This window comes from Eremococcus coleocola ACS-139-V-Col8, assembly GCF_000183205.1.
In the GTDB taxonomy this organism is placed as follows: domain Bacteria; phylum Bacillota; class Bacilli; order Lactobacillales; family Aerococcaceae; genus Eremococcus; species Eremococcus coleocola.
In genome coordinates this window covers 16,116-29,322 of the sequence record NZ_AENN01000018.1, presented here as the reverse complement: position 1 = coordinate 29,322, position 13,207 = coordinate 16,116, and the positions used below count along the sequence as shown (strand labels likewise).

At 30.8% G+C, this 13,207-nt stretch carries 12 protein-coding genes and 4 pseudogenes; 5 read left to right on the top strand and 11 right to left on the bottom strand.

What is annotated here, in order from left to right; genetic code table 11:
* Positions 1 to 115: 115 nt before the first annotated feature.
* A pseudogene (locus HMPREF9257_RS09055) lies at positions 116 to 310 on the top strand (plasmid mobilization protein); the annotation flags it as partial.
* A 134-nt stretch (positions 311 to 444) separates the two neighbouring features.
* On the opposite strand, the gene HMPREF9257_RS08120 reads toward HMPREF9257_RS09055, so the two are convergent.
* The 5 genes from HMPREF9257_RS08120 to HMPREF9257_RS08100 are packed head-to-tail and all read right to left on the bottom strand — an operon-like array spanning position 445 to position 4,691.
* Positions 445 to 1,824, bottom strand: coding sequence for a sensor histidine kinase (locus tag HMPREF9257_RS08120; protein ID WP_006419010.1), 1,380 nt, complete (start codon positions 1,822 to 1,824; stop codon positions 445 to 447).
* The gene (locus HMPREF9257_RS08115) at positions 1,815 to 2,474 is read right to left on the bottom strand and encodes a response regulator transcription factor (RefSeq protein WP_006419044.1); all 660 of its coding nucleotides are present in this window, start codon (positions 2,472 to 2,474) and stop codon (positions 1,815 to 1,817) included. Before HMPREF9257_RS08115 ends, HMPREF9257_RS08120 begins: the two co-directional genes overlap by 10 nt.
* A gap of 32 nt (positions 2,475 to 2,506) precedes the next feature.
* The gene (locus tag HMPREF9257_RS08110; RefSeq protein ID WP_006418999.1) at positions 2,507 to 3,247 is read right to left on the bottom strand and encodes a lantibiotic immunity ABC transporter MutG family permease subunit; all 741 of its coding nucleotides are present in this window, start codon (positions 3,245 to 3,247) and stop codon (positions 2,507 to 2,509) included.
* On the bottom strand, positions 3,247 to 3,987 hold the full coding sequence (locus HMPREF9257_RS08105) for a lantibiotic immunity ABC transporter MutE/EpiE family permease subunit (RefSeq protein WP_006419050.1): 741 nt from the start codon (positions 3,985 to 3,987) through the stop codon (positions 3,247 to 3,249). The genes HMPREF9257_RS08110 and HMPREF9257_RS08105 overlap by 1 nt, the downstream gene beginning before the upstream one ends.
* A gap of 2 nt (positions 3,988 to 3,989) precedes the next feature.
* Positions 3,990 to 4,691: a lantibiotic protection ABC transporter ATP-binding protein gene (locus tag HMPREF9257_RS08100; protein WP_006419026.1), complete on the bottom strand. Its 702-nt coding sequence runs from the start codon at positions 4,689 to 4,691 to the stop codon at positions 3,990 to 3,992.
* A gap of 278 nt (positions 4,692 to 4,969) precedes the next feature.
* On the opposite strand from HMPREF9257_RS08100, the pseudogene HMPREF9257_RS09050 reads away from it, so the two are divergent.
* A pseudogene (locus HMPREF9257_RS09050) lies at positions 4,970 to 5,137 on the top strand (plasmid mobilization protein); the annotation flags it as partial.
* Between the two features lies 1 nt (position 5,138).
* A pseudogene (locus HMPREF9257_RS09045) lies at positions 5,139 to 6,469 on the top strand (relaxase/mobilization nuclease domain-containing protein).
* Between the two features lie 363 nt (positions 6,470 to 6,832).
* Here HMPREF9257_RS09045 and HMPREF9257_RS08085 read toward each other — a convergent pair.
* From HMPREF9257_RS08085 to HMPREF9257_RS09460, 6 genes and pseudogenes are all read right to left on the bottom strand, one after another.
* A complete protein-coding gene (locus HMPREF9257_RS08085; RefSeq protein ID WP_006419052.1) occupies positions 6,833 to 7,426 on the bottom strand; it encodes an ABC transporter permease family protein in 594 nt (197 codons plus the stop codon).
* Between the two features lie 142 nt (positions 7,427 to 7,568).
* Positions 7,569 to 8,324: a TraX family protein gene (locus HMPREF9257_RS08080; protein ID WP_006419066.1), complete on the bottom strand. Its 756-nt coding sequence runs from the start codon at positions 8,322 to 8,324 to the stop codon at positions 7,569 to 7,571.
* A 142-nt stretch (positions 8,325 to 8,466) separates the two neighbouring features.
* Positions 8,467 to 8,814: pseudogene (locus HMPREF9257_RS09035) on the bottom strand (hypothetical protein); the annotation flags it as partial.
* A gap of 605 nt (positions 8,815 to 9,419) precedes the next feature.
* A complete protein-coding gene (locus HMPREF9257_RS08070) occupies positions 9,420 to 10,172 on the bottom strand; it encodes a class I SAM-dependent methyltransferase (RefSeq protein ID WP_006419075.1) in 753 nt (250 codons plus the stop codon).
* Positions 10,173 to 10,631: 459 nt separating this feature from the next.
* Positions 10,632 to 10,904 (bottom strand): hypothetical protein, encoded by a 273-nt coding sequence (locus HMPREF9257_RS09465; protein WP_006419004.1) that lies wholly within the window; start codon positions 10,902 to 10,904, stop codon positions 10,632 to 10,634.
* Positions 10,888 to 11,211, bottom strand: a complete 324-nt coding sequence (locus tag HMPREF9257_RS09460; RefSeq protein ID WP_245526832.1) for a hypothetical protein — start codon at positions 11,209 to 11,211, stop codon at positions 10,888 to 10,890. The genes HMPREF9257_RS09465 and HMPREF9257_RS09460 overlap by 17 nt, the downstream gene beginning before the upstream one ends.
* A 411-nt stretch (positions 11,212 to 11,622) precedes the next feature.
* On the opposite strand from HMPREF9257_RS09460, the gene HMPREF9257_RS08060 reads away from it, so the two are divergent.
* Both HMPREF9257_RS08060 and HMPREF9257_RS08055 read left to right on the top strand, forming a co-directional pair.
* A complete protein-coding gene (locus HMPREF9257_RS08060; RefSeq protein WP_006419069.1) occupies positions 11,623 to 12,297 on the top strand; it encodes a response regulator transcription factor in 675 nt (224 codons plus the stop codon).
* Positions 12,298 to 12,301: 4 nt separating this feature from the next.
* Positions 12,302 to 13,207, top strand: coding sequence for a sensor histidine kinase (locus HMPREF9257_RS08055; RefSeq protein ID WP_006418994.1), 906 nt, complete (start codon positions 12,302 to 12,304; stop codon positions 13,205 to 13,207).

Genomic DNA, 13,207 nt, shown 5'->3' with positions numbered 1-13,207 from the left:
GAAGTAAAAAAGAATAAAATAAATAATAGTTCCAAGTGGTTTACATTTGGACAAAAATAAGACCGTAGTTTCAAGCTGCGGTCTTTTTTGCGTATATATTATGACGATTAATTTATTTAGAGATCTACAATGGTTAATTTCAAATGCAACAAATAATATATACTAGATTGCAAAGGCTACTAATACAACTGGTGTTATATACAAAAATGAAATTGATTCAATGAATAAAGAAATAGAAAAATTGGCAAAAGAAATATGGCAGATCCATTCCATACTTCTTAATAAATCAAATGAAAGTTCTGGTGATTAGTGTGGCAATTACAAAAATTCATCCAATAAAATTAACTCTAAATTTGGAAATAGGTTACATTACTAAGAGTGAAAAAACTGATAAAAAAACTTAGTATTCTCATATATAATTTATGAATACAAAAAAAGAATACCCTATATGAGAGTATTCTTGACAGGTAATAATATGCTGACCTTTGCACCTATTTTATCAGTCCTATTTTCTAAAACAAGACTTCCTCCATGCATATTAATAATTTGTTCAGAAACAAATAAACCAATACCATAGTTTTCTTTTGAATGCCTACTTTTGTCTCCTTGATAGAATTGATCTGTTGCATATAATAGGTCTTCACCTGTAAATCCATGTCCTTGATCTAGTATTGATATTTTAAGCTTATCAGATTTGGAACTTATAAGTAACTCAATAGTTGAGTTTTTAGGACTTTGCTCCTCGGCGTTACTCAGAATATTTAGAAAGGCTCGTTCAAAATTTTTTAAATCTACTATTAAAAAATCATCATCATAGTTAATATCTTCTAAAAGATTTAACTTATAAGTTGATGTGAATTCTTTAGCTAGTTTTTCAATGTTTTCTACAAATTCTTTTGCTCTAATTTGAGTAAAGTTTAATTCATTTGCTTGGTTAGATTTATTAACAAGCATTAAGGTTTCAATATATTTACCAATACGGTTTGTGTTTTTTCTAATATAACCTAGATAGCTTTCCTGATCTTCTGTTAGGTTTGTTTCTCCCAATAACTCTGAATTTCCCTTTATAATTGAAAGAGGAGTCTTTATATCATGGCTTAATGCTGAAATCTGATTTCTTTTTTTCTCTTCCTCTCTCCAATTTGTCCTTAAAGATTCACTTAACCCTAACTTTATTTTTTCTAAACTTTCTAATATGACATTAAATTCCTGAACATTTGACTTTTTAACTTGAAAATCTAAGTTTTGTTTCCTGATTTCTTCCGAAGCTTCTAGCAAAGGATTTAATTCTTTTGATATTTTCTTTGCCCAAATTAATGTGATAGTAATAATACTTATAAGACAAAATATTATAAGTAAGCTTAGAAATAAATTATTTACTTGTGGTAGATTTTTTTGCATCCAAGTACTTTTATAATAAGGTTTTAGGTCATAAGCTACAAGTACATATCCATCTGATCTTTGTATTTCCATAAAAGATAAATTGGCATTAGAATAACCAGACCCCTTATGATAATTAAAGGCTATATCTTGGATATTCTTATTCATATTTGTTTCTACAACTTTTTCGTCTTTTGATAAAAATAGATAAGATGTATTATTTGGTAGCAATGATTTATCGAAATTTTTTGAAGTGGCAATATCTATCCTTTTTTCAAGAATTAAACTCTCAGTATGGTTTGCAGGAAATATCCACTTAAATTGGAAAGAAGCAGATATAAAAGCCATTATTAATCCAACAGAGATTACTAGTCCTAGTGCAATACTTAACAAATATTTAAAAAGTATATTTTTAAGAGATTGACCTTTTGATTTTAATTCCATTTATATCCGATCCCCCATACTGTTTCAATTGGATTTTCATAATATTTTTGAAATTTTGCCCTAATATTTTTTATATGTTCTGATATTGCAGATGCATCTCTTATACCATCAAATCCAAAAATAAGCTCATATATTTGCTCTCTTGAAAATACTTGTCCTTTTCTTTTTGCTAGTAATTCTGAAATTTGATACTCAGATTTTGTCAAATGAACTTTTTCATCTCCTACAAAGACTTCATTGGAAGATAAATCAAAACGAATCTCGCCGAGATTTAGACTAGTGTGTCGTTCTCTTTTTTCTCGTCTTAAATGTGCCTCTATACGAGCTAGGAGTTCTGATGCACCGAATGGTTTTGTGATGTAATCATCTCCTCCAATTAATAAGCCTTCAACTATATCTTCTTCCATAGTTTTTGCCGTTAAAAAAAGAATAGGGCAGTCTACTTTAGCTCGAATATCCTTACAGAAACTAATTCCGTCAATACCTGGCATCATAACATCAAGTAGTATCAAATCATATTTACTAAGCTTACTATTATCAACGTCTAAAGGATTTTGATATACATCGACTTGATGGTTGTTCTTTTTCAAAATGTTTTTTATTAGTTCAAGCATATCTAACTCATCATCAACTGCAAGAATTAAAGACATTTTATCACCTCATAATTTTAAATTAAAAACTTTTATTCACTAATAGATTTTCCATCCCACTTATTAAACCAAATTATTGAGGAAATAAATAGGATTAAGATAATAAAGGATGCTATTAAACACCACAGCCTTAACTCTTTATAAAAATAGGAAGCATCCGAAACTTTGCTCATAGTAATATACATAGCTGGAAGCCTGGAGCCCCAAGTACAAGGAATAAAATACCAAATACTATCACCAATGACAGTCATCGAAAGTAAAGCAATCATTGTTTCTAGAAAACCCAATCCTATAGATGCACCACTACTTAATTCAATTGATACCCAAAGATGAATCATGTATAGAGAAAGGCTGCTAATAAGAATTAAGAAAAATTCAATAAACCAATCTAAGATATTTTGATATCCTGTTAATAATGCAAAAATCACAACAGATAAAGATAGCGAAATAACAAATCCCAATTCTAATACAAGGAGTTTTCCTATATAGGCTTTGCTTCTAGATTTTGTAGTAGATAAAAGCACTTGAAATTTTCCAGCACTCATTTCCATATCAAATACTTTTGAACTTATAAAACATAATATTATTGGCATTACCGCTCCTAAAAGTACAAAATAAGTTTGTATTATATCGCTTTCTTCAAAATTTTTTAATCCAGTGGTTTTTGATGCCAGATAAAATATTAAAGAATAGGCTATAGGTAAGACTATGTGAATCCAAGGAAGCCAGGTGCCTTTAATTTTGTATATTTCTGATTTTATTATATTTATCATTACTTTACCTCTTGATTTGAAAACCATTTTGCACTTATCATTGTTAGTAAGGTAAATAGACATATAGATAAAATACAAGGAATAAGTAACGATGTGTTTGATACCATTGGATTTGATGCTTCTATTAAAATACCACTTGGTAGAATATGCATAACAGGAATCATTAACCTAATTCCCCAAGAATATGGGCAATAAATCCAAAAAGCACCGTCAGACAACAATATTCCTGCTCCTAAACCTAATACTGCATTTACTGCAATACTTGCGATAAAGCCAAATTTTTTTGCTAAGAAAAAGCATAGAGGGATTTGCCAAATATTAGTTATTATTAGTAAGAAACTTGCAAATAGTAATGTTGAAAATCCATAGTTTGGTGTTAATTGCTCTCCAATTAAAAATTGAAAAATATACACTCCTAGCATATGAATTATAGCAGCAATACTCATATAAATTAATGCTGTAATTATTTTTGAAACCCATAACTTTTCAAGCTTAATATTTAGAGGAAAAACTGCTCTGTAGTTTAACTTTCTACTTTCTCTTCTATCAATCATTGCTGGGATTAAGGCAAAAGTTGCAGGCATTATTATGACGTACCACCAGTTATAGGAATTAGTAGTGAAATAACTTGGCATAAGAAATAATGACAATAAGATTAAAGTTATTGGCATAATAACTAATAACTTCTTCAAGAAAGTGCCCTTGTGTTTTAAATTTTCTGCAAGAATATAAGATATCATTTTTACACTCCCATTCCACTTTTTATAACATTCATAAAAAGTTCTTCTAGATTATCATCATGATTAATAATGTTTTGATATTGTAATTTTCCATTATTAATAATCCCAATATGATCAGCAGTTTGTTCAACTTCTGCTAAAATATGACTAGATAAAATAACGGTTATTCCTTTTTCTGGGAAAGATCTTATTAAATCACGCAATTTCTGAATTCCTAGAGGATCAAGTCCGTTTGTTGGTTCATCTAAAATCAAAAGCTTAGGATTGTTTAATAAGGCAATTGCGATACCTAGCCTTTGTTTCATCCCTAAAGAAAATTGACCACTTTTCTTTTTGCCAGTATCTTTTAAACTAACTATTTCCAAAACTTCATCAATCCTAGAATCTGGTAACCCTAGTAGGAGTGTCCTTACTTTTAAATTTTCCCTAGCCGATAAGTTCTCATACAAGGCTGGCATCTCTATCAAGGCACCAATATCCGATAAATCGTCACGACTCCACTGGTGACCTTCAAAAAAGATTTCTCCAGATGTTTTATGAATCATTCCAGTAATCATCTTCAATGTAGTCGATTTACCAGCACCGTTAGGTCCTAGCAAGCCATAGATAGAATTCTCTTGTATTTTTAAAGAAATATCATCTACTGCTTTTTGTTTTCCAAATGTTTTAGTAAGATTTTTTGTTTCTAATATAAATTTGTCCATAAATGAACCTCCTCTTCATTTTATAAACTTAGTATAAAATACAAATTTAAGGATTCCATAAGGAAAATAAGATTCTTTAAAGTTAATAGATTGCTTTTACCTTTATTGTCCGGTACTGGGACTCAAATGGTATTGTAAGTAAAAAAGAATAAAGTGAATAATAGTTCCAAGTACTTTACATTTGTACAAAAAAATTAGGCCGTAGTTTCAATCTACGGTCTTTTTGAGTGTATATTATGAGGATTAATTTATTTTGACATCTCCAATGCCTATTTTAAAATGCAACAATTAATATAAACCAGATTGCAAAAGCAACTAATATAACTGGTGTTATTTACAAAAATGAAATCGAGTCAATGAATAAACAGATAGAAAAATTATCAAGAGAAATATGGCAGATCCATTCCCTACTTCTTAATAAATCAAAAGAAAGTTCTGGTGATTAGTATGGCAATAACAAAAATACATCCTATAAAATCAACTCTAAATTTAGCAATAGACTACATTACTAAGAGTGAAAAAACTGATGAAAAAATTTTAGTATCTTCATTTAAATGTCACCCAGCTACTGCCCATATTCAATTTTTGAAAACTCGAGAAGATAATGATACTAAAGGAACAGTCTTAGCTAGACATTTAATCCAATCTTTCCTACCTGGAGAGGTTGACGCTATAAAAGCTCACGAAATTGGAATGAAATTATGTAAGAAAATTTTAAAAGAAGATTATGAATTTGTTCTTGCAACTCATATAGATAGAGGGCATATCCATAACCATATAATATTTAATAATGTTAATTACAAGACTGGTAAATGCTACCAATCTAACAAAAAAATTACCATAAAATTAGGTATCAAAGTGATGAATTATGTAAAGAAAATAAGCTTTCAGTCATTGATAAATATTATGAAGCTTACAAAAGAAAATATAAAACTGCGGGTAAATCTTGGTACGAATATGACCAAAATAAGAAAGGAAATTCTTGGAAGTCTAAACTACGATTTGATATAGACAGAATGATTAATAAGTCTAAATCGTGGGAAGAGTTTTTAGAAAATATGAAATCTATTGATTATGAAATTAAGTTTGGTAAACACATTGCTTTTCGTCATAAAGATAAGCAAAGATTTACAAGAGCTAAGACTATCGGAGAAGATTATACTGAAGAAAAAATCAAAGAAAGAATAGATTTAGCTATTAAAAATAAATCTAATCCTATTAAAAAGCGTGTAGGAAATATTATTGATATATCTACTAATGAAAAAGCTCAATCCTCAAAAGGTTACGAAGTCTGGGCAAGAAAACACAATATCAAAACAATGGCTGATTCAATAATAAAACTTAGAGAGCAAGGAATTAATTCAATCACTCAACTCGATGATCTGATCAAAAAATCTGCTGATGATAGACAAGACTTATTAGATAAAATAAAGAAAATTGAAACTGAAATGAAGAGTTTATCTCAAGATATGGAAAATATAAATACTATAAATAAGTATCGTGAAATCTATAAATACCATAAGAAAAATCCTGATGATAAGCAATTTGCAGAAGAATATTATAGTGAACTTTCCGTATATAAAATTGCCGCTAAAGAAATTTTAGAAAACTATACAAAACTACCAAAGATAAAAGAAATATTAACCAAACTTGATAAATTGCAAGAAAAAAAGAACACCCTTATGCAAGAGTATTCTTTAAATAAAGAACAATTTTCTGACCTTGTTCAATATAGGAAAAACTATGAAAATTATTATGGAAAGGAAGTTGAGAGATAAAAAGCTATAAGCGGATAAGCCTATAGCTTTTTTAAGATTATTTACAAAATTTTACTATAAACTTATTATCTTACTCAAAGAAATCCTACTAGATGACTAGCAAACATTACTATAGGAAGTAAAAAAATCAAAAGTAGATTCAATACTATAAATAATCTGCCCTTTTCCTTTACCCCAAATGTTAAACCTATTAGTCCAATAATTGAGCAGACAAACATTAAAGTGAGTCTAGTTTGTCTAAGACTTGTATAGCTTTCAAATATTTCTACTGTAAGTAGGTAAGAAATAACAAACATTACAAGTCCAAGTAGAGATATCTTCTTGCTTAATTTCTATTTAATAAATACTCCTCTTTCTTTGAAATTATTCTGTTCTAATCAAATCGATTGTTGGTCTGTCTAAAATTCTCTTTAAAGAAAATTTATAGATTAGTAAGTTGATTGCGTAAACCACAATAGAAAATCCAAGAAATAATTTATAGTCATAATATCTTATTAATATAATTAGACTTAAATTAGGAGCTATACGAGATATTACAATCATGACTCCTAATGTGGTTATTCCCGCAACAATAAATGATTTTATTTGCTCTCCTATAAACTCTTTTCTATAAATATTCTTTAACTCATCTACGTCCATACCGCATGAATAAAGGCTTCCAATTTCCTTCTTTCTACTCATAAGACTTAAATTAATGGATGAATAACCTTTTGTCACATTAAGAATAAAAATAATGAAAACCATCGCAAATTCGACTTTCTTTAAAGATTCTAGATCACTTTTTCGATTCATTTCAATATCTGCTTTTGTGTTAATATCGTACTTTTCATTTGGCATTATCGATTCTCTTATCTTATTATCCAAATAATCCTTTACATTTCTCATCTCCGAGTCTTTTACATTCATATTTAATACATACGGAGCATTAATAAGTTCTTCATATTTTGACTCATCCATAAGGATGCACACATAATACCAATGTATTCTCCTTCATTTACGTCAAAGCTATATCATCAACGGTGCTGCTGATATCTCCCTTATTTCCATAATATTTTTTCAATATGATGAACTTTTAATATCGTTTTAATTTTCTGCCTACTTATACAATAGTGGTAATGTACCCGATCAAGGCCAGTATCCACAAATGAGCCGGATAGAATATATAGAAGAAATATTTGCTGAATTTTGTTTTTGGTCCCTGTTCTCCATTATATAAATACATAAATGGTAATGCTGTGAAAACCAACCAGTCACTGTTGAACATCATCATCTTTATGGTTGTGTCCATAGATGGATAAATCTCAAAAGTTAGAATGAACAGCAATACAGACAACACACAAATAGCAATATTTCGAATGTTTACTTTATTACGCAAAAAATAACAAATGAGCATAAATGGAACGACAGTCTCGCTGCCTTCATATGCTAGGCATGCATAAACAGTAATCGGAACTGCAACCAGAATACGCAATGCTAATATTACTTTCGAACTAATCTTGTCACTTTTTACAGGATAGCACCATACGTTTAATGCAAGCACTCCCATCGCCAATGTAAAGAAAATATTATTGTCAATTGTCAGGGAATCTACATTTAACAGATGGTTCACTCCAAAGTTACCCGCAAACATAATGCCTGCCCACAAAAACAGACGCCCATTATATTTCAACCTGCTTCGGGTATGAAGAAAGCCTTCAACTGCCATGTAAGCAAAAAATGGTGCAACACATCTTGTTATGACATGAAAGCTTTCTGCCCACCATGGTGGTAAAAGTCCCGGAATATGATCTAAATGATCAAGAACCATAAGCATTGCCATAAATAGTTTCAATTGAAATCCATTAAACCTTTTCATAATATCCCTCTAGCTTGATAGTTTTAAAATCATAAGAATACAAAAAATCTATATCGAAAGAAGGATGATAAATTTCACTTTCTTCCATATCTTTCTCCAATTCTATATTTTACCTTTTTAAATATATAGATTATCCACCTAATTATAGCATATAACACAGATTCCTTTCAATCGTATGATTTACCGCGTTAAACTGAGCAAAAAAATAAAGGCAGTCCGAAGACTGCCGATATTTATCTTTCTGCACCTTTGCATGGTCTTTCTTAGTTGACTTAGTTTTGTCATCTGTCTTAAAGCTTTTTATTTGCCCTAATATGGACTTTTTATCCTTGTCTTGACTCTTTACCTGTTCTTTTGCTTTTAAGGGCTTAGAAGACAAAATACGGACATTCTTATGTTCTTTCCCTTTGTTATAAATTTTTGTTTTTACTTGACCAAATAATTTAACAAAATCTCCTTACTTTAGGTTCTGTAGATCTTTTGTCTTATATACATAGAATGGATAATTATCATGTAATATATTTAGATTTAAACCCTCTAAGCAAAAAGTAAAAATGAACTAAATTCGAAGTGACATTAATTTGAAAACTTGATAAACAAGCTTAAGAGATATTATATTAAAACGATATTTCTCCGGTACTGGGACTGGGACGGGACTAAAAATTTGAAAACGTCCTATAATTAGATGGATTTGCTGCTATAAGAAAAAATAGAATTTAGTATTTTGAATGGTTTGAGATAAATCGTACGTTTGGAAAAGAAGAATGGGAATAAAATATAAAATTAACTTGAAGTGAAATGGTTGATTTTACGGTATTTAAGAGTATTATAAAAAGCTAAAAATCAATATTATTTATTGGTTACCCACCAAATACCCCACCAGATTATTTTAAAACAACAATAATCTGGTGGGGTATATTATTTTATATAATTTATCAGGAGAATTAATTTTTTCTTTTGCATCATTTAACATTTCGTTCATTGCTGAAACTAATAATCCCGCAGAACCACTGGCAATATCTTATAGTAAAATCAATACTTCTAGATAATTCTACTACATCAATTCTGGAGGTTCTCATCCTTAAAAACTCGGAATTATTTTTTTATTGACCTTGTTGCTATATAAGTTTTAATGTTCATTTCATGTAGTCTTCCAAATCCATTCGTATCTTCGTAGATATCTACTAGGGTAAATCCTGCTTTCAATTGACCACCTATTTGTTCTGTCATATTATGTGAAAACTGCATTCCTGCATTTTCTTTAACCATAAATTCTTTAGCTTTTTCATCTTTCAATGGATTAAACGGCATCTTCCAAACTATTTCTTTTTCATCTTGATCTACAATATAATTTATTTCATTATTTAATCCAGCAAGAAATGCACCGCCTTTTTTCAATACTCTATATGCCTCGTTAAAAATATGCTGTACATCTTCGACATAACAATTTGAAACAGGATGAAAAACAATGTCAAATGTTTCATCATCAAATGGGAGTTTTTTAGTCATATCACCTTCTATTGCTTGTATCGTATAACCTTCCCTTTTTGCAACTTTATATTCAGATTCTATTTGCTTTGAAGAATAATCAAGTACGCTACATTTAGCCCCCAATGCATTGAATATTGGCATTTGTTGTCCTCCTCCTGAAGCTAATCCCAATATTTTTTTATCTTTTATATTACCAATCCATTCATGTGGAACAGGAACTGTTGGTGTTAATAATACATTCCAATTACCATTTTTAGCATCATTATATTCTTCATGTGAAATAGATTTTGCCCATTCCCATCCTTCTTCAACCCACTTATCGATTGTCTCTTTATTTATGTCTTGATATGATTTCATATCTTATATCCCTCCAATTACTAATTTCTAAATATTAATTTTTCTTTCCCATACATAAATTTTAGAGATAAGCATTTAATTTATTTTTCAAGTAAAGAATCTAAAACCCCTGTATTTACATAACTATTTGCCTCTATCACTATTATGACACGAAACCCCGTCGCAAAGTCCCAAACCTAAGAATCTTTATCAACTCTAGCAAGTTTCACTAATAAAGTTGCAACATAATAGGGAGTTAAGACTACATCGTTGAGTTTATCTTGTGTAAATCCTAGCCATGAATACATTTTATTAAATAACTTCCCAGTAAAATCAGTATTGAGTCCAATTTTGTAAAAAATTCCCAAATCATCCACAATTTTACTAAATACTCGTTTTAGCTGACTTTCTCCAATAATAGGAACAATTATGTTTTCTGTAGTCAAAGTATTTTTTAGAGTTCTTATGATTAAATCTTTTTTAGTTGTAGGAATATTTTTTCATTAAAAAAGAGTTAACTTTTCTCATTAGTATATCTCCATCTCTGTTATCTTCTCCAATGGATGATTTTAAATCTTCTTTATCTAAGGGTTTAACTTTACCCGGAACACCAAGAGTCGCAATTATAGAAGCAGTAACAAGATATACACGGTCACTTTCACCTAAACCTTTTTCATTCTGATAAATGTCATTATTAAGTTTAGTTAGTCTGGTGTCAATTTCTTTTTCACGTTTTTTATCTTTCAGCTTCATCAATCGATAATTCTAAGTTATTTACTTTATCAACGAAAACATCAAAGTTAGATTCTTTTAAAAATGATAAATCAGAGTATTCAGCTACTTTTTGACCGATACCAAAATATTCTTTAGATACATTATACACTCCGATTTTTGTTTGGAGTGTTCCAAATTCGTCTTTATATCCAGTTACACCTATTGCTACTATTTTGGTATAACTAGTATAGTGTAAAAGAGCATTGGCATAGTAAACAGCGACATTAACAGCGTATGAATTGATATTTAAATAATTAGGATCATGTTTTGCTTTATGTTTATCCACTTGACCATCTTTATCTAATTTTTTCTAGCTTATCTTTATATCATGGAAAATTATTAAATCTATAGAGAACCAAGAAGTTTCTGAAAATGTACGGCGGGAAGTTATTGATGTAGACGGCGACCAAGAACTACTCAAAGAAGACAGAACTGAATATTAAACTATGACAAATAATACTGCTTAATTATAGAAGCTAAGGTCTGGACAAAATGTCCAGACCTATTTTTTATATTAATTGATTTACTGGAACCATAAGGAACACCTTATCTTTCTAAGGAAACCAGTAAATAAGTATGATAATTAATACATAATATAAATAATCTTCAGCTTACAAGATCCTAACTTAACCTAGCTTTATTTGCTATAATATAAGCAAATAAGCCCTAAATTATGTTTAAATAAAGGAGGTTTCGTATGCCTACAATCCTTGTAGTCGAAGATAATGACGATATCAATGAACTACTTAAAACCATCTTGGTGTCCCATTACCAAGTCATCCAAGCCTATTCTGGAACGGAAGGCCTAGCCTATTTTCATAACCAAGCGCCTGACCTCGTCCTTTTGGATATTATGCTACCTGGTAAGGATGGTGGCCAAGTTTTAGCTGAAATCAGACAGTCTTCCAATATCCCGGTTATTATGTTGACCGCCATTAGTGACAAGAAAACTGTAACCCAATATCTCTTAAATGGCGCGGATGATTATATTTCTAAACCTTTTGATGAGGCGGAAGTCTTAGCCCGCATTCAAGTTTGCCTCCGCAACCGCCAAGCACCTGTTCAAAGTCAGCTTAGCTTTTGTGACTTAGAACTCGACGAAGAAACTTATCAATTATTATGCTGTGGCCAAGCTGTCCAACTAAGACTTAAAGAATACGATATCCTTAAACTCTTATTCAATCATCCCCAACAAGTTTTTACTAAGGAGCAACTCTACGCTTCCATCTGGGGACAAGACTACTTACCAGGTGATAACACCCTTAACACCCACCTTTCTAATATTCGAAAAAAAATCAAAAAAATAAGCCCCAATCATGATTACATTGAAACCATGTGGGGCTTGGGCATTCGCTTAAAGGGAAAGGAATAAACTTATGTGGATTATTTCCGTGGCGGCAGCCATTATTGTGATTCTTATCATCTATATCCTCTCCCTTCGACGGGCCCTCAAAGGGCTTTCTAGCTTAGTGGAGGAGAAACAAAATAACCAAAGTAATCTTCAATTAACCAATCAATCCTCCCATAAATCCTTGGATCCATTAATTAAAGATTACAATAAACTTTTTAATGAAATTCAATCCAGTAAACAAGCAATCAAGCGCGACCAAGCCTACTTAGACCAAACCCTCCACAATGTCAGTCATGATATTCGGACTCCCCTAACTATCTCGAAAGGATACGTCCAACAATTACGCAAGTCTCAACCTGATGACCCTTATTTAGAGAAAATAGACACCAATCTAACGAGTATTTCCCAACGTTTAGAAGACTTACTGCTCTACCAAGACCTCTTAGAAAATCAAGTCAAAATCGATGGTCAAGCGATCAATTTATCTGACCTAGTCAAACGCAAGCTAATGACCTATTATGATGCTTTTGTTGAGGCTGATTTTCAGGTTGACTTAGACATTGCAGACCAACTTTATATTCAAGCAGACGCCCAACAAACCGAGCGAATTCTCGACAACCTATTAGGAAACGTCTTACAACACGGCCACAAAACCATGGCAATATTTTTAGGATCACTAGCGGACCAGGTTTACCTCCAGGTCCAAAACCAAAGTAAACAAGCTATCCGCAACTTAGCCCAATTAACCCACCGCTTTTATTCGGAAGACTTGTCTGGCAGTGAAAAAACTTCTGGCTTAGGCCTTTATATTGTCCAAGAACTCATGGATAAGAATCATGGCTACCTAGAATTGGACTATGACGATACCTTATTTTCCGTTAACCTGGTTTGGCCAAGCTTCAATTCCGATGATTCAAGCAAAAATAACTAG

Bases quoted from the DNA above. Each gene is read 5' to 3' on its own strand.
- HMPREF9257_RS08060 (WP_006419069.1), top strand. From the start codon at position 11,623: ATGCCTACAATCCTTGTAGTCGAAGATAATGACGATATCAATGAACTA.
- HMPREF9257_RS08105 (WP_006419050.1), bottom strand. From the start codon at position 3,987: ATGATATCTTATATTCTTGCAGAAAATTTAAAACACAAGGGCACTTTC.
- HMPREF9257_RS09465 (WP_006419004.1), bottom strand. From the start codon at position 10,904: ATGAAGCTGAAAGATAAAAAACGTGAAAAAGAAATTGACACCAGACTA.
- HMPREF9257_RS08080 (WP_006419066.1), bottom strand. From the start codon at position 8,324: ATGAAAAGGTTTAATGGATTTCAATTGAAACTATTTATGGCAATGCTT.
- HMPREF9257_RS08120 (WP_006419010.1), bottom strand. From the start codon at position 1,824: ATGGAATTAAAATCAAAAGGTCAATCTCTTAAAAATATACTTTTTAAA.
- HMPREF9257_RS08085 (WP_006419052.1), bottom strand. From the start codon at position 7,426: ATGGATGAGTCAAAATATGAAGAACTTATTAATGCTCCGTATGTATTA.
- HMPREF9257_RS08070 (WP_006419075.1), bottom strand. From the start codon at position 10,172: ATGAAATCATATCAAGACATAAATAAAGAGACAATCGATAAGTGGGTT.
- HMPREF9257_RS08055 (WP_006418994.1), top strand. From the start codon at position 12,302: ATGTGGATTATTTCCGTGGCGGCAGCCATTATTGTGATTCTTATCATC.
- HMPREF9257_RS08110 (WP_006418999.1), bottom strand. From the start codon at position 3,247: ATGATAAATATAATAAAATCAGAAATATACAAAATTAAAGGCACCTGG.
- HMPREF9257_RS08100 (WP_006419026.1), bottom strand. From the start codon at position 4,691: ATGGACAAATTTATATTAGAAACAAAAAATCTTACTAAAACATTTGGA.
- HMPREF9257_RS08115 (WP_006419044.1), bottom strand. From the start codon at position 2,474: ATGTCTTTAATTCTTGCAGTTGATGATGAGTTAGATATGCTTGAACTA.